Origin of the sequence: Lagierella massiliensis (assembly GCF_001407835.1) — a bacterium.
Lineage (GTDB): Bacteria > Bacillota > Clostridia > Tissierellales > Peptoniphilaceae > Mediannikoviicoccus > Mediannikoviicoccus massiliensis.
Map to the genome: position 1 here is coordinate 826,612 of NZ_CYUO01000005.1, position 14,614 is coordinate 841,225.

At 29.9% G+C, this 14,614-nt stretch carries 17 protein-coding genes; all 17 read left to right on the top strand.

From position 1 onward, the window contains the following. Position 1 precedes the first annotated feature (1 nt). The 17 genes from mtaB to dut all read left to right on the top strand — a co-directional run bounded on the left by mtaB (position 2) and on the right by dut (position 14,590). The gene (gene mtaB / locus BN2746_RS07555) at positions 2 to 1,303 is read left to right on the top strand and encodes a tRNA (N(6)-L-threonylcarbamoyladenosine(37)-C(2))-methylthiotransferase MtaB (RefSeq protein WP_055079176.1); all 1,302 of its coding nucleotides are present in this window, start codon (positions 2 to 4) and stop codon (positions 1,301 to 1,303) included. A 14-nt stretch (positions 1,304 to 1,317) separates the two neighbouring features. After that, on the top strand, positions 1,318 to 1,659 hold the full coding sequence (locus BN2746_RS07560; protein WP_055079177.1) for a histidine triad nucleotide-binding protein: 342 nt from the start codon (positions 1,318 to 1,320) through the stop codon (positions 1,657 to 1,659). Between the two features lie 88 nt (positions 1,660 to 1,747). Beyond that, positions 1,748 to 1,933, top strand: coding sequence for a 30S ribosomal protein S21 (gene rpsU / locus BN2746_RS07565; protein WP_055079178.1), 186 nt, complete (start codon positions 1,748 to 1,750; stop codon positions 1,931 to 1,933). A 79-nt stretch (positions 1,934 to 2,012) separates the two neighbouring features. Further along, a complete protein-coding gene (locus BN2746_RS07570; RefSeq protein WP_055079179.1) occupies positions 2,013 to 2,771 on the top strand; it encodes an NfeD family protein in 759 nt (252 codons plus the stop codon). After that, positions 2,771 to 3,760, top strand: coding sequence for a flotillin-like protein FloA (gene floA / locus BN2746_RS07575; RefSeq protein WP_055079180.1), 990 nt, complete (start codon positions 2,771 to 2,773; stop codon positions 3,758 to 3,760). The genes BN2746_RS07570 and floA overlap by 1 nt, the downstream gene beginning before the upstream one ends. Next, positions 3,760 to 4,119, top strand: coding sequence for a hypothetical protein (locus BN2746_RS07580; RefSeq protein WP_055079181.1), 360 nt, complete (start codon positions 3,760 to 3,762; stop codon positions 4,117 to 4,119). Before floA ends, BN2746_RS07580 begins: the two co-directional genes overlap by 1 nt. Positions 4,120 to 4,219: 100 nt before the next feature. Beyond that, entirely contained in the window at positions 4,220 to 4,681 is a 462-nt protein-coding gene (locus tag BN2746_RS07585; protein ID WP_055079182.1) for a ribosome maturation factor RimP, read from the top strand. A gap of 11 nt (positions 4,682 to 4,692) precedes the next feature. Further along, positions 4,693 to 5,901: a transcription termination factor NusA gene (gene nusA, locus BN2746_RS07590; RefSeq protein WP_055079183.1), complete on the top strand. Its 1,209-nt coding sequence runs from the start codon at positions 4,693 to 4,695 to the stop codon at positions 5,899 to 5,901. Beyond that, positions 5,891 to 6,154 (top strand): RNase P modulator RnpM, encoded by a 264-nt coding sequence (gene rnpM, locus BN2746_RS07595; protein WP_055079184.1) that lies wholly within the window; start codon positions 5,891 to 5,893, stop codon positions 6,152 to 6,154. Before nusA ends, rnpM begins: the two co-directional genes overlap by 11 nt. Positions 6,155 to 6,177: 23 nt before the next feature. Beyond that, positions 6,178 to 8,424: a translation initiation factor IF-2 gene (infB, locus tag BN2746_RS07600; protein ID WP_055079185.1), complete on the top strand. Its 2,247-nt coding sequence runs from the start codon at positions 6,178 to 6,180 to the stop codon at positions 8,422 to 8,424. 8 nt (positions 8,425 to 8,432) lie between these two features. Further along, positions 8,433 to 8,798 carry a 30S ribosome-binding factor RbfA gene (gene rbfA / locus BN2746_RS07605; RefSeq protein WP_055079186.1) on the top strand — a complete coding sequence of 122 codons (366 nt, stop codon included), beginning with the start codon at positions 8,433 to 8,435 and terminating at the stop codon, positions 8,796 to 8,798. Beyond that, entirely contained in the window at positions 8,791 to 9,747 is a 957-nt protein-coding gene (locus BN2746_RS07610; RefSeq protein ID WP_055079187.1) for a DHH family phosphoesterase, read from the top strand. The genes rbfA and BN2746_RS07610 overlap by 8 nt, the downstream gene beginning before the upstream one ends. Further along, positions 9,728 to 10,639, top strand: a complete 912-nt coding sequence (truB, locus tag BN2746_RS07615) for a tRNA pseudouridine(55) synthase TruB (protein ID WP_082420234.1) — start codon at positions 9,728 to 9,730, stop codon at positions 10,637 to 10,639. The genes BN2746_RS07610 and truB overlap by 20 nt, the downstream gene beginning before the upstream one ends. A 3-nt stretch (positions 10,640 to 10,642) precedes the next feature. After that, positions 10,643 to 11,560, top strand: coding sequence for a bifunctional riboflavin kinase/FAD synthetase (locus BN2746_RS07620; RefSeq protein ID WP_055079188.1), 918 nt, complete (start codon positions 10,643 to 10,645; stop codon positions 11,558 to 11,560). A gap of 110 nt (positions 11,561 to 11,670) precedes the next feature. Then, positions 11,671 to 11,937, top strand: coding sequence for a 30S ribosomal protein S15 (gene rpsO, locus BN2746_RS07625; RefSeq protein WP_055079189.1), 267 nt, complete (start codon positions 11,671 to 11,673; stop codon positions 11,935 to 11,937). A gap of 60 nt (positions 11,938 to 11,997) precedes the next feature. Continuing rightward, positions 11,998 to 14,091 carry a polyribonucleotide nucleotidyltransferase gene (locus tag BN2746_RS07630; protein WP_055079190.1) on the top strand — a complete coding sequence of 698 codons (2,094 nt, stop codon included), beginning with the start codon at positions 11,998 to 12,000 and terminating at the stop codon, positions 14,089 to 14,091. Between the two features lie 67 nt (positions 14,092 to 14,158). Next, entirely contained in the window at positions 14,159 to 14,590 is a 432-nt protein-coding gene (gene dut / locus BN2746_RS07635) for a dUTP diphosphatase (RefSeq protein WP_055079191.1), read from the top strand. Positions 14,591 to 14,614: the final 24 nt, after the last annotated feature.

The window sequence follows — 14,614 nt, forward strand, 5'->3', positions numbered from 1 at the left end:
AATGAAAAAAGTAAGCTTTTTAACGTTGGGATGTAAAGTAAATCAATATGAAACTGAAGCCATGATGGAACTTTTTACTAATAATGGATATAAAGTTGTTCCTCACGGAGAGTATAGTGATATCTTTGTTATAAACACATGTACAGTTACAAACCAGAGTGACAGAAAGTCAAGACAAGCTATAGGAAAAGTAAAAAAACTTAACAAAGATGCAATTATCGCCATGGTTGGTTGTTATGTTCAGATTAAACCTGAAGAAGTTTCTAAAATTGAAGGTGTTGATGTTGTACTTGGAACGAATAATAAGCTTCAAATAGTTGATGCATGTGAGAGGGCAATAAAGGAAAAAAAACTAATTAATATAGTTGATGAAATAAAAAATGATAAAAACTTTGAAGAACTTGAGATTTATAATCAATCAGAAATGACAAGAGCCTACATTAAAATTCAAGAAGGTTGTAATCAGTATTGCTCATATTGCATTATTCCATATGCAAGAGGACCTGTAAGGTCAAGAAATCCTGAGTCAATTAACAAAGAAGCTAAACGATTAGCAGAGCGTGGATATAAAGAAATTATACTTACTGGAATCCAGGTTGCTTCCTATGGCATTGATTTTGAGGAAGATATTTCTTTAATAGATGTTATAGAGAACATTAGTAAAATTTCAGGTATTGAGAGAATAAGATTGAGTTCTGTAGAGCCAAGATTAATTACCGAAGACTTTTTAACAAGAACAAAGAAAACTGAAAAGTTTTGCGATCACTTTCATCTTTCACTACAAAATGGATCAGATAAGATATTAAAGTTGATGAATAGAAAATATACTACCAAAGAATATACCGAAAAGGTCAGATTGATAAGAGAATATTATCCACATGCAGGAATAACTACAGATATAATTGTTGGGTTTCCAGGCGAAACGGACGAAGATTTTGAATTAACTTGTGAATTTGTAAAAAAAATAGGATTTTCAAGAGTTCATATTTTTAAATACTCCCCAAGAGAAGGAACTAAAGCTGCTAAAATGAAAAATCAAATAAATGGAGATATTAAAAAATATAGAAGTTCAAAACTATCTGAAGTTTGTAAAGTGGTTTCTAATGAGTATTTAAATAGTTTAATCGGAAAATCTTTTAAGGTTTTATTTGAAACTAAATCAGACTTTGAAGGATATATGTCTGGTTATGCTACAAACTACACAAGAGTAAATATTGTAGAAAACGATAAAATAATCAATAAAATACTTAATATTAAGTATGATAATGTACAAAATGGTGAGATTTTTGGTATAATTAATTAATAGGAGGTGAAACAATGGATTGTATTTTTTGTAAAATAGCAAATAAAGAGATTGAATCAAATATTATTTATGAAGACGATTCAGTTGTTGCTTTTAATGATCTTAATCCTCAATCTCCTATACATTTTTTGGTTATACCAAAAGAACATATATCCTCAACTAATGACATTAACGAAAATAACAAGGAAATAATTGGTCATATCTTTTGTGTAATAAGTAAAATCGCTAAAGACAAAGGATTTGATAAAGATGGATATAGAATTATTAATAATATAGGAAAAGATGGAGGACAATCTGTAAATCATATACATTTTCATGTATTGGCTGGAAGAAGTTTACAATGGCCTCCAGGCTAAACCTTGCAATATAATCATTCATAAGTTATAATATTAAAGTGTTCTGCTCGTTATGAGCACTCTTTATACAAGAGGGGAGGGGAAACCTATGCCAGAAATCAAAGTTGGTGAAAATGAATCTTTAGAAAGTGCTTTAAAAAGATTTAAAAGACAATGTGCTAGATCAGGCGTGTTATCTGAATATAGAAAAAGAGAACACTATGAAAAACCTAGCGTTAAAAGAAAAAAGAAATCAGAAGCAGCTAAAAGAAAAAAAGTAAGAAGAGGTTTTTAACACCATGTACCCGGGATTAACCTGGGTATTTTTTTGTTTATTTTAATTTATTATGGGTAAAAATAATTAGGAGGTTTATATGAAAAAACGTTTGAACATTTCAAGTTTTATTTTTACTCTAATATTATTATCATCTACTTTAACAGAAGCTTCGGAGATTAGAAAAAGTATTTTTTTTGATACTCCATTGAAAGTAAACTCACTTAATAGTTTTTTTGCTTTCCTATCTAATCCTTTTGTTTCTACAATACTTTTAACTGTTGCTACTTTACTCATAATCTTTGAATTGTTTTTTAACTTGAAAGGTTTAGGAGTTGGATTTTCAATAATTTCTTTGGTATTGTTCTTTATTGGCAACATAGGAATGGGATATACAAATTCTTACGAACTTATACTTTTCCTTATAGGATCAATACTATTAGTATTTGAAGTTTTTATACCAGGATTTGGAATTCCAGGAATCTTAGGTATAGGCTTTATTATTTATGCTCTCTATAATGCAATGGAAAATCCTACAATAAGTCTTATTTCAATAACAGTTTCTGGAGTAATTGGACTTTTAGTATTTGTAATAATACTTAAAATGGGATTTAGAAGTAGCGCATTTAATAAAATTATATTAGAAGATGATATTTCTTCCCACACAAGTAAAGATAAAAACAATCTATTAGGAAAGACTGGAATAACACTTAGTATGCTTAGACCTTCAGGCAAAATCTCTATTGACGGAGATACATATGATGCGATTACTGAAGGGAATTTTATTCAACCTAATAAGCCTATCAAGGTTTATAAAATAGAGGGTTTTAAAATAATAGTTAAGGAGGAAAATATTTAATGCCAGCAAATGTATCACTAATTTTAACAATTGTAATAGTTATAGTATTGTTATCACTATTTTTTACCTTTGTACCTGTTGGATTATGGGTTACTGCATTCTTTTCAGGAGTTAGAATCAAAATATCCACACTTATAGGAATGAGACTTAGAAGAGTTTCTCCAAGCAGGATAATCAACCCACTTATAAAAGCAACTAAAGCAGGGCTTAATTTAAATGCAAATCAATTGGAAGCTCACTATCTTGCAGGAGGTAATGTAAACACCTTGGTTGATGCTTTAATAGCTGCCCAAAGAGCTGAAATACCTCTTGATTTCGATAGAGGTGCCGCAATAGATTTAGCAGGTAGAAATGTTTTGGAGGCTGTTCAAGTCTCAGTAAATCCAAAAGTAATTGAAACTCCACTAATCTCTGCAGTTGCAATGGACGGTATTGAGGTTATTGCAAAGGCAAAGGTTACTGTAAGAGCAAATATAGACAGACTTGTCGGAGGTGCTGGTGAAGAAACCATTATTGCAAGAGTTGGAGAAGGTATTGTAACAACTGTAGGATCTGCTAAAAGCCACAGCCAAGTTTTAGAAAATCCTGATTCCATTTCGCAAATGGTTTTAACAAAAGGACTTGATTCAGGAACAGCCTATGAAATATTGTCAATAGATATTGCTGATGTTGATGTTGGTAGAAATATTGGAGCAAAACTACAAACTGATCAAGCAGAAGCAGATAAGAGAATTGCACAAGCTAAAGCTGAAGAAAGAAGAGCGATGGCTGTTGCATCTGAACAAGAAATGCTTGCAGAAATTAAGAAGATGAGATCTAAAGTTGTTGAAGCTGAATCCAAGATACCACTTGCTATTGCAAATGCTTTAGAAAATGGAAATATTGGAATTATGGATTATTACAAAATGGAAAATATTAATGCTGATACAAAGATGAGAAATTCTATTTCAGGATATGATTCAGGAACAAATGAGAAGGATAAAAAATAATGCTTTTTATAATTTTTATTATTATCTTGATAATTTATTTAGAAAATCAAAAGAAAGTATATAATAGGTCATCTTCTAAAAAAGTTTATACTTATCCAAAGAAGAATAAGAATAAAATTGATAATAAAATTAGAGATTTAAGTTCAAAACAAACAGTTAAAAAAGAAACTTTAGAAGAAAAAAAATCCTTTATTAAAGAACAATTAAAAGATTCAGATATCAATAAAGAATTGATAATTGAAGAAGTATCAGATAAGTTAGATGAAAACTCTGAAGATATAAAATTTAACAAAAACGAAAAAAAATTTAATCCAAAAGAAGCTTTCATCTATTCAGAGATTTTTAATAGAAAATACTAAAGTTGAAATATTGAGCAAATCTTGATATAATTAACTTAAGATAGTGAATTGATAGGAGTGGGGTTGTCCCGCTCTTATTTATTTAGTTAAGGGAGGGAATATGAAAAAAAAAGATTTACTCAATCTTTGCCAAAAAGAATTTGAGCCCTTGATATTGAATGCAGGTTTAGAATTATATGATATTGAATATGTTAAAGAATCTGTTGGAAACATATTAAGAGTTTATATAAGCAAAGAAAATGGAAATGTAGGTATAGAAGATTGTGAAGCAGTAAGTAAATTAATTAGTGACAAACTCGATGAATTAGATCCTATAGAGGATTCTTACTTTCTTGAAGTCTCTTCTCCAGGAATTGATAGACCTTTTAAGAAAGAAAAAGACTACGAGAAAAATTTAGGAGAAACTATAGAGGTTAAATTCTATGGCTCATATAAAGGTAAAAAGACTTTGACTGGAAAACTTTTAAGTTATGATGAAAATAAAATAAAAGTTCAAACTGAAAGAGAAGTAGAGGATTTGGATAGAGAATCTATTTCCACCGTAAGATTATCATTATTTTAATAGGAGCAAAAATGAATAAGGAATTTATAGATGCCCTCAAAGAAATTGAAAGAACTAAGGGGGTTTCAAAAGACATTATAATTGAAGCTTTAGAAAAAGCTTTAATTAAGAGTTATGAAAAAAACTTTGATGAAAACGCAAATGTTACAGTAAATATTAATAGAGAGACAGGAGAGATAAAAACATATTCAATTAAAGAAGTTGTTGAAGAAGTATCAGATCCGATTACTCAAATATCAGAACTTGAAGCAAAAAAAATTAAGTCAAACATAGAAATCGGAGATGAACTTTCTATAGAGGTAACTCCTAAAAATTTCGGAAGAATTGCAGCTCAAACTGCCAGAAATATTGTTATACAAAAAATAAAAGATGCAGAAAGAGATATAATCTATAACGAATTTATTGACAGGGAAAAAGAGATAGTTACTGGACTTATTCAAAGAATTGATAGAGGAATATTATATGTTGATCTTGGAAGAGTTGAGGGAATTGTCCCTTATGAAGAACAGATACCAGGAGAATCTTATAATTTAAATTCCAGATACAAATTCTTTATAAAAGAAGTGAAGAACACAACAAAAGGTGCACAGGTAATTTTATCTCGAGCAGATGTTGGTTTAGTTAAAAGACTTCTTGAACTTGAAATACCTGAGATAAATGAAGGCGTTGTAGAAGTTCATGCAATTGCCAGAGAAGCTGGTTCAAGAACAAAACTTGCAGTTTTTGCAAAGGATGAAAATGTAGATCCAGTTGGAGCATGTGTTGGATTTAAAGGAAGTAGAGTAAAAAATATAGTTGATGAGCTCAACGGTGAGAAATTAGATATTGTAGTATGGGACAAAGATGTAAAGAAATTTTTAGCTAATAGCTTAAGTCCTACTGAAGTAAAAAAAGTTTTTGTTGATGAAAAAGAAAAAATTGCAAGAGTTATAGTTGGGAACGATCAATTATCCTTAGCAATTGGTAAAGAAGGTCAAAACGCAAGACTTGCTGCTAAACTTACTGGTTGGAAAGTTGATATAAAAGGTTTTGAACAGTATATCGAAGAAATAAAATCTGGAGAATTAAAAATCGAATTTCCAGAAGAACAAGAATATGTAGATAGTATTTTAAAAATAGATGAAGAGCAAGAAGACTGTTGTGTAGAAAGTATAGATGAAGACAATTTTACTTACGATGAAATTGAACATGACGAGGAATTTTTGAATAATGAAGACTAAAAAAATTCCTATGAGAAAATGTGTTGCCTGTGGGCAAAATAAACCCAAGGGTGAAATGTTGAGAATAGTAAAAAATAAGGAAGAAGGTATAGTCATTGATACCACTGGTAAAAAGAATGGTAGAGGAGCCTATATCTGTAAAGATTTAGAATGTTTAGAAAAAGCTAAGAAAAACAAAAAGATTTCACATGCATTAAACACTGAATTAAGCGAAGAAATTTACAAGGAGATTTCGAGTTATGTAATGGAATAATAAATTCGAGAGGAGTGCTGTATATGAAAAAAATAAGAATTTATGAAATTGCAAAAAATTTAGATGTTCCAGCTAAAACCGTAATTCAAGAGCTGGATAAAATAGGAATTAAAGTTAAAAGCCATATGTCATCTGTTGATGTAGATCTTGAAGATAAATTAAGAGATATATTTACACCAGATAAAAATAAAAATAAGTTAAAAAAAGGTCTAAATATAGAAAATAAGAAACAAAATCAAAATAATAAGAAGAAAAATATAAAAAAATCATCCCACAAAAGAGAAGAAGATAATGATACAGAAGTAGATAGTAAGGCTTTTAAACATGAAAATAGACAAAAAAATAAAAACCATGCCACTCCTATTAATAAAAATCAAAACAAAAGAAAGAGAAAAAAATCTAAAAAGGTAGAAATTGATGAAGATCACTTCAAAAATTTACAAAAGACTACTCCAAGGTTGAAGAATAAATATAAGAAAAAAAATGAAGATGAAAATGAAAAATCTAATAATAGCGGTCCTATAGAAATTCCTGGAAGTATCACTGTATCAGATTTGGCTGAAGCGATTGATGTTGGGCTTACTGATCTTATGGGCAAACTTATTTCTTATGGAATAATGGCTTCTCAAAACGAAGAATTAAGTTTTGAAAATGCACAAATAATTAGCTTAGAGTTTGGTAAAGAAGTAGTACAAATGACTGAGGAAGATCTTGAAGAAGATATGATGGAAGAACTCGATTTTGAAGATAAAGAATCTTCTTTAAAACCACGCCCCCCAGTTGTTACTGTTATGGGACACGTAGACCATGGTAAAACATCTTTACTTGATAGTATAAGAAACACTTCTGTAACAAGAGGTGAAGCAGGTGGTATTACTCAACATATCGGAGCTTCTGTAGTTAATGTTAACAATGAAAAAATAATATTCTTAGATACTCCAGGACATGAAGCATTCACAGCAATGCGTTCAAGAGGAGCACAAGTAACAGATCTTGCGATATTAGTAGTAGCTGCAGATGATGGTGTAATGCCTCAAACAATTGAAGCCATCAATCATGCAAAAGCGGCAGAAGTTCCTATAATTGTTGCCATAAATAAAATGGATAAGCCTGAAGCAAATGTTGAAAGAATTAAACAAGAGCTTGCAGATAACGACTTGATGCCTGATGATTGGGGTGGAGATGCTATTTGTATGCCTGTTTCAGCAAGAACAGGAGAAGGAATAGACGAGCTTTTAGAGATGATTATTACAGTAGCTGAAATGGAAGAGCTTAAAGCAAATCCTAATAGGAAAGCTATTGGAACCGTTATTGAAGCACAGCTTGACAAAGGAAGAGGACCTACAGCCACTGTTCTAATTCAAAAAGGTACTTTGAAAACTGGGGATATTGTAGTATCAGGTACTACAAGTGGACGTATTAGAGCAATGTTTGACGATAAAGGAAAGAATATAAAGAAAGTTGGTCCATCATATCCTGCACAAATTTTAGGACTATCTGATGTTCCTGAAGCAGGAGATACCCTATATGCAGTTAAAGATGAAAGAACTGCAAGGGGATATGCTGATAAAGCTAAAGAAGTTCAAAAAGAAGATATGATTAAATCTTCATCCAATATAAATTTAGATGATTTATTCAATCAAATTTCAAGTGGTGATATCAAAGATCTCAATATTATTATTAAAACTGACGTTAGAGGTACAATAGATGCAGTTAAACAATCATTTGAGAAATTGAGTAATGATGAAGTTAAGGTAAATATAATTCACGGAGCCGTTGGTGGAGTAACAGATTCTGATGTAAACTTAGCAGCTGCATCAAATGCACTTATTATTGGATTTAACGTAAGACCTTCTCAATCTGCAATTGAGCTTGCAAATTATGAGAATGTAGAAATTAGAACCTATAGAGTTATATATGAAGCTATAGAAGACTTAAAGAACGCAATAAAAGGTATGCTTGCACCAAAACTTGTTGAGGAAATAACTGGTAGAGCAGAAATTAGAGCGGTATTTAAAGTTCCAAATGTAGGTTCAGTTGCTGGTATCTATGTTACAAGCGGTAAAATATTAAGAAATGCTTCAGTGAGACTAATAAGAGATGATATTGTTATACATGAAGGTAATATTTCTTCATTAAAGAGATTCAAAGATGATACTAAAGAACTTGCTACAGGTTATGAAGGTGGTCTTGGAATTGAAAATTACAATGATATCAAGGAAGGCGACGTAATAGAATCATTCATTATGAAAGAAGTTACTCCAAAGTAGGTGATAATATGAATGAAAAAAGAGTTAAAAGAATTTCTTCAGAGATTAATAAAATAGTTTCTAATTTATTATATAAAGACTTGAAAAATCCGAACATTGACCCTTTATATACAGCTATAACCGCAGTAGAAGTTACAAATGATTTGAGTTTTGCATATATCTATATATCGGTTATAGGAGATGAATTAAAAAAAGAAGAGACTCTTAAGGGCTTTGAAGAGTCAAAGGGATTTATTAGAAAAGAAATTAGCAAAAATGTAGACCTTAGACATACTCCTTCACTTATCTTTAAATTAGATGAATCTACCGAAAGAGGTATGCATATTGAGAAAATTATAGATGATTTGAACTCTGAAGGAAAATATAATGAATAAGATACAAGACTTAAAAGAGATAATTGCAAATAATGAGAGTTTTGCAATTATCTCTCATTTAAATCCAGATGGAGATAATATTGGGTCAATCATAGCAATGACTAATTATCTTGAAAATTTAGGTAAGAAAGTTTATCCTATTGAACTTGATATAATCCCTAATAAATTCAAATTTATTACTGATAATATAAAGTTTTATAAAGATTGCAATTTCAATGTTGATGTTTTAATTGCACTTGATTGTGCCGATAGAAAAAGACTTGGAAATATTGACAATTTAATTAATTCTTGTAAGAAAATTGTAAAAATAGATCATCATAGTTCTGGAGATGATTATGGTCATTTGAATATTGTAGATAGTAAAATTTCATCTACATGTGAACTATTAACGGAAATATTTTTGGAACTTAATTGCGATTTTACCAAAAGCATATCAACTGCGCTATTTATGGGTATTTTAACAGATACTGGTAGATTTTTATTTGACTCAGTAACTTCAAGAACTTTTGAGTTAGCATCATTCTTATGTTTACATGGGGCAAAAAAAGAAATTCTAATGAATATGATGTTTCAATCGGAAAGTTTAAGTGCAAAAAGAGCACAGCTTGATATTTTAAAAGACGCTTCATTTTATTATGATTCTAAATTGGTTATTCTAAGACAAGATTTAGAACTTTTAGATAAATATAATGTTTCAGAAACAGATATCGAAAATGTAATAAATTATTTTAGAGAAAGTTCTGAGGTTTGTGCTGTTGCTTTAATTAAAGAGGTTTCTAAAGATAATTATAAGATAAGTTTAAGAAGTAAAGGCAATATAAATGTATGTGAAATAGCAAAAAAATATGGCGGTGGAGGTCATATTAATGCTTCTGGTTTTAAAATTGAAGCTCCTTTTAAAATTGTAGAAAGCAAAATTGTAGAAGGATTTGATATTATTGATAAATAAATATCCTATAGATGGAGTTATAAATGTTTATAAGGAAATTGGATATACATCTCATGATGTTGTCGCAATACTTCGAAAAATTTTTGGAATTAAAAAAATTGGACATGCAGGAACATTAGATCCTAACGTTTCTGGAGTACTTCCTATTTGTGTTGGAACATCAACTAAAATTTCGTCTTATTTAATGAATAACCCTAAGGTGTATATTGGAGAACTTATTTTTGGATACGAAACTGATACAGAAGATATTTGGGGTAATATTACAGAAATGTGTAACAATATACCATCAGTTGAAAAGTTGCAAAGTGTAATATCAAGTATTAACGGTAAAGATTTACTTCAAACACCTCCTATGTATTCTGCAATAAAAGTAGATGGAAAAAAACTATATGAACTTGCAAGACAAGGAAAAGATATTGAAAGAAAGAGAAGGAATGCTCATATTTATTCTATAGAACTTATTAGATATTATCAAGGAAAAGCGCATATTAAGGTTAAGTGTTCAAAAGGAACGTATATAAGAACTTTATTTAAAGATATTGCGAGAAAGTGTAACTCTTTAGGGACCATGTCATCTCTTATAAGAGTTTCTTCTGGAGGATGTGATATTAAGAGTTCTTTGACATTAGATACAATAAATAAGCTTTATAATCAAGGAATTGATAATTTTATAATATCATCAGATAAAGCTCTTATAGATATTGAAAAAATAATTGTTCCAGATTTTCTTTTTGAAAAAGTTATTAACGGAATTGTAATTAATACTAAACTAATAAATTTAAACTTAATTGAAGACAAAAATTATTTAGTTTACTGTAAAGGTGAATTTATTGGTATATATCATCATGTTGGAAATTTTTTAAAAGTAAAAAGTTATTTGTATAAGAGGTAATCTATGATTATAGATATAGACGATGAAATTAGAATAAATAATGATAAAGATAATTGCATTGTTCTTGGAAACTTTGATGGATTTCATATTGGACATCAAGAATTAATTAAAAATTTGATAAATGTGTCAAAAACTAACAACATGAAACCATCAATATTGTTATTTAAAGAGCATACCAGAAACGTATTAGATAAAAATGAATTTAAATATTTAACTAAGCTAAGTGATAAAATAGAAATTTGTGAAGAACTTGGAATAGAAAATATCTTCATAATAAAATTTGAAAATATAAAAGATTTAACTCCAACAGAGTTTTTGGATTTTTTAAAAAACAAGCTCAATGTAAAGGGTATAGTGGTTGGAGATGACTATAAGTTTGGTGAATTTGCAAAGGGTGATAGTTCATTAATGAAAGAATATTGCAATAATAATAAAATATTCTTAAAAGTTATTAGTCAGATTAAAACAAAAAATGAGATAGTAAAAAGCACAACTATCCGAAAAATGATTGAAGATGGAAAAGTTAAAGATGCTAATTTGTTGTTAGGAAGACCTTATAGGATTAACGGAATTGTAAATCATGGTTTTAAAAGAGGACGTAAACTTGGATTTCCAACTGCAAACACATCAATAGAAAAAGGATATATCTTACCAAAAGAAGGAGTATATCTTACTAAGACAATTGTAGATGAGGAAGAATATAATAGCCTCTCTTTTGTTGGTAAAAATATAACTTTTGATGAAGAAGAGCTTAAAATTGAAACTTATATTTTAGATTACTCAGGTGATCTATATGGTAAAGAAATATATATTGAATTTATTGATTTCATTAGGAACAATAAGAAATTTAATCATCCAAAAGATTTAGTGAATCAAATTAAAAAAGATATTGAAAATTCAAGAAAACTATTAAAAAATTAATTTACAATAAAAGCTTATTATGTTACACTTATATAGTAATACCTTTACGTTGATATTCGATTCCTCAACGATTTCAACAGTAATGGTGAAATAAATATTAGGAGGACAATATGTTTAGCAAAGAAGAAAAAAAATCAATAATCGAAGAGTACAAATTAAGTGAATCTGATACAGGTTCACCAGAAGTTCAAATTGCACTATTATCAAAGAGAATAATCGATTTAACAGAGCATTTAAAACTTCACCCTAAAGATCATCATTCAAGAAGAGGTCTTTTTAAAATGATAGGTAAGAGAAGAGGTTTACTAAATTATCTTAAGAATAAAGACATAGAAAGATACCGTGAACTTGTTCAAAAATTAAACATTAGAGGATAATAAAATAAGAGCGGTGAAACACGCTCTTATTTTTGAATTGAAGAATTCTAAGGAGAATGTATGATAAAGGAATTTAAATACACAATTGCCGACAAAGAAATAACAGTTACTATTGGAAAAGTCGCAAAGCAAGCTAATGGTGCTTGCCTTGTACAATGTGGAGAGACTGTAATTCTCGTTACGGCTGTTGCTTCAAAAGAACCAAGGGAAGGAATTGACTTTTTCCCTCTAAGTTGTGATTTTGAAGAAAAACTATATGCAGTAGGTAAAATACCTGGTGGATTTATAAAAAGAGAAGGAAAAGCTACTGAAAAAGCTACATTAATTTCAAGACTAATAGACAGACCTTTAAGACCACTATTTCCTGAAGGTTATAAAAATGACGTTCAAATAATTGCGACTTCATTATCTGTAGAACCTGATTGTAGTCCAGACATACTTGCTATGATTGGTTCTTCTATTGCACTTTCAATATCTGATATACCTTTTAATGGACCTACTGGTTCTGTTGGAGTTGGTATGATCGATGGGGAAGTTATAATAAATCCTACTATTGAGCAAAAAGAAAAATCAGATCTTGAATTAACCGTTTCTGGTACTGAAGAAGCTATTATGATGGTAGAAGCAGGATGCAATAGATTACAAGAAAAAGATGTTTTAAGAGCAATACTTAGAGCTCATGAAGAAATAAAAGGAATATGCAAATTTATAAAAGAAATTCAAAGTGAAGTGGGCAAGGAAAAATCTGAATTTAAAGTTGATTTACCTGATGAAAATTTAGTAAATGATGTTAAAGAATTTGCAGAATCGAAAATAGTAGATGCTTTAAAAGATGAAGATAAACTTTCAAGAGAAAATAATATTGATGAAATAATTAATGAAACTAAAGAACATTTTGAAGAGAAATACCCAGAATCTGATAAAATGATTTCTAAAATTCTTGAAGATATTCAAGTTAAAGAAGTTAGAAGACTTATTATTGAAGATAAAATAAGACCAGATAATAGAAAGATAGATGAAATAAGACAATTATCATGTGAAAGAGGTCTTTTACCAAGAGCTCATGGTTCTGGACTTTTTACAAGAGGTCAAACTCAAGTTCTTTCTGTTGTTACCCTTGGTTCGCCAAGTGACGTTCAGGTATTAGACGGCCTTATTGAAGAAGAAGACAAGAGATATATGCACCAATATAATTTCCCGCCTTACTCTGTAGGAGATACTCGACCTCTTAGAGCACCTGGAAGAAGAGAAATTGGTCATGGAGCACTTGCTGAAAGAGCGTTAGTTCCTGTGCTTCCAACAGTTGAAGAATTCCCATACACCATAAGGGTTGTTTCTGAAGTTTTAGAATCAAATGGTTCAAGTTCACAAGCTTCAATCTGCGGCTCAACATTAGCACTACTTGATGCTGGGGTTCCTATAACAGACTCTGTTGCAGGTATAGCTATGGGACTTATGAGTGATGGTAATAACACTACAATTTTAACAGATATTCAAGGTCTTGAAGATCACTTTGGTGATATGGACTTCAAAGTTGCAGGAACAAGAGATGGTATTACTGCATTACAAATGGACATAAAAATTGATGGTATATCTGAGGAAATATTAACTAAAGCACTTGAACAAGCAAAGACTGCAAGGCTTCAAATACTTGACAACATGGATAATCTAATTTCCAAACCTGAGTCTGATATATCAAAATATGCACCAAGATTGATGTCCATTAAGATTGATCCTGAAAAAGTTCGAGAGGTTATTGGACCTGGTGGAAAGACCATTAATAAGATAATTGATGAAACTGGAGTAACTATAGATACTCAAGATGATGGAACTATTACAATAACTTCAGATACAACTGAAAATGGACAAAAGGCTATTAAAATGATTGAAGATATAGTAGCTGAAGTTGAAGTTGGAAAATCTTATCTTGGAAAAGTTATGAGAATTACAAACTTCGGTGCATTTATTGACATTTTAAACGGAAAAGAAGGTCTACTTCATATATCTAAAATTGCTCATGAGAGAGTTAATAAGGTTGAAGATGTTTTAAATGTAGGAGACGAAGTTCTTGTAAAGGTTACAGAAATTGATAATATGGGACGTATTAATCTTTCAAGAAAAGCACTATTACCAAAACCAGAAGAAAAAAAGTAAATAATAAATATTAAATTCTAACTAAATAAAACATAGATTTCTATGTTTTATTTTTTAGGAGGTAAAAATGATAGTAAAAGTTATAAATAAAAGTAATAATCCTCTTCCTAAATATGCAACAGAAGGATCAGCAGGTCTTGATGTACATGCGTTTTTAGAAGAACCAATAGTTTTAAAACCTTTAGAAAGAAGAATAATTTCAACAGGGCTATACTTAGAAATACCTAAAGGTTATGAAATCCAAGTTAGAGCACGAAGTGGCATGTCCATAAAACACGGAATAACCTTGATAAACGCAGTAGGAACTATCGATTCTGATTATCGTGGAGAACTTGGTATACCATTAATAAATTTATCAAATGAGGATTATGAGATAAAAAGTGGAGATAAAGTTGCGCAAATTATTTTGGCTAAATATGAACATTTAAAATTTTCTTTAGAAGAAAGTTTAGAAGAGACAGATAGAAATGATGGTGGATTTGGCCATACAGGCTATTAATTCCTTATAATGTGGGAGGGTATT

Bases quoted from the DNA above. Each gene is read 5' to 3' on its own strand.
- BN2746_RS07570 (WP_055079179.1), top strand. From the start codon at position 2,013: ATGAAAAAACGTTTGAACATTTCAAGTTTTATTTTTACTCTAATATTA.
- rbfA (WP_055079186.1), top strand. From the start codon at position 8,433: ATGAATGAAAAAAGAGTTAAAAGAATTTCTTCAGAGATTAATAAAATA.
- floA (WP_055079180.1), top strand. From the start codon at position 2,771: ATGCCAGCAAATGTATCACTAATTTTAACAATTGTAATAGTTATAGTA.
- BN2746_RS07620 (WP_055079188.1), top strand. From the start codon at position 10,643: ATGATTATAGATATAGACGATGAAATTAGAATAAATAATGATAAAGAT.
- mtaB (WP_055079176.1), top strand. From the start codon at position 2: ATGAAAAAAGTAAGCTTTTTAACGTTGGGATGTAAAGTAAATCAATAT.
- BN2746_RS07560 (WP_055079177.1), top strand. From the start codon at position 1,318: ATGGATTGTATTTTTTGTAAAATAGCAAATAAAGAGATTGAATCAAAT.
- rpsU (WP_055079178.1), top strand. From the start codon at position 1,748: ATGCCAGAAATCAAAGTTGGTGAAAATGAATCTTTAGAAAGTGCTTTA.
- BN2746_RS07580 (WP_055079181.1), top strand. From the start codon at position 3,760: ATGCTTTTTATAATTTTTATTATTATCTTGATAATTTATTTAGAAAAT.
- BN2746_RS07610 (WP_055079187.1), top strand. From the start codon at position 8,791: ATGAATAAGATACAAGACTTAAAAGAGATAATTGCAAATAATGAGAGT.
- BN2746_RS07630 (WP_055079190.1), top strand. From the start codon at position 11,998: ATGATAAAGGAATTTAAATACACAATTGCCGACAAAGAAATAACAGTT.
- BN2746_RS07585 (WP_055079182.1), top strand. From the start codon at position 4,220: ATGAAAAAAAAAGATTTACTCAATCTTTGCCAAAAAGAATTTGAGCCC.
- infB (WP_055079185.1), top strand. From the start codon at position 6,178: ATGAAAAAAATAAGAATTTATGAAATTGCAAAAAATTTAGATGTTCCA.
- rnpM (WP_055079184.1), top strand. From the start codon at position 5,891: ATGAAGACTAAAAAAATTCCTATGAGAAAATGTGTTGCCTGTGGGCAA.
- nusA (WP_055079183.1), top strand. From the start codon at position 4,693: ATGAATAAGGAATTTATAGATGCCCTCAAAGAAATTGAAAGAACTAAG.
- dut (WP_055079191.1), top strand. From the start codon at position 14,159: ATGATAGTAAAAGTTATAAATAAAAGTAATAATCCTCTTCCTAAATAT.
- rpsO (WP_055079189.1), top strand. From the start codon at position 11,671: ATGTTTAGCAAAGAAGAAAAAAAATCAATAATCGAAGAGTACAAATTA.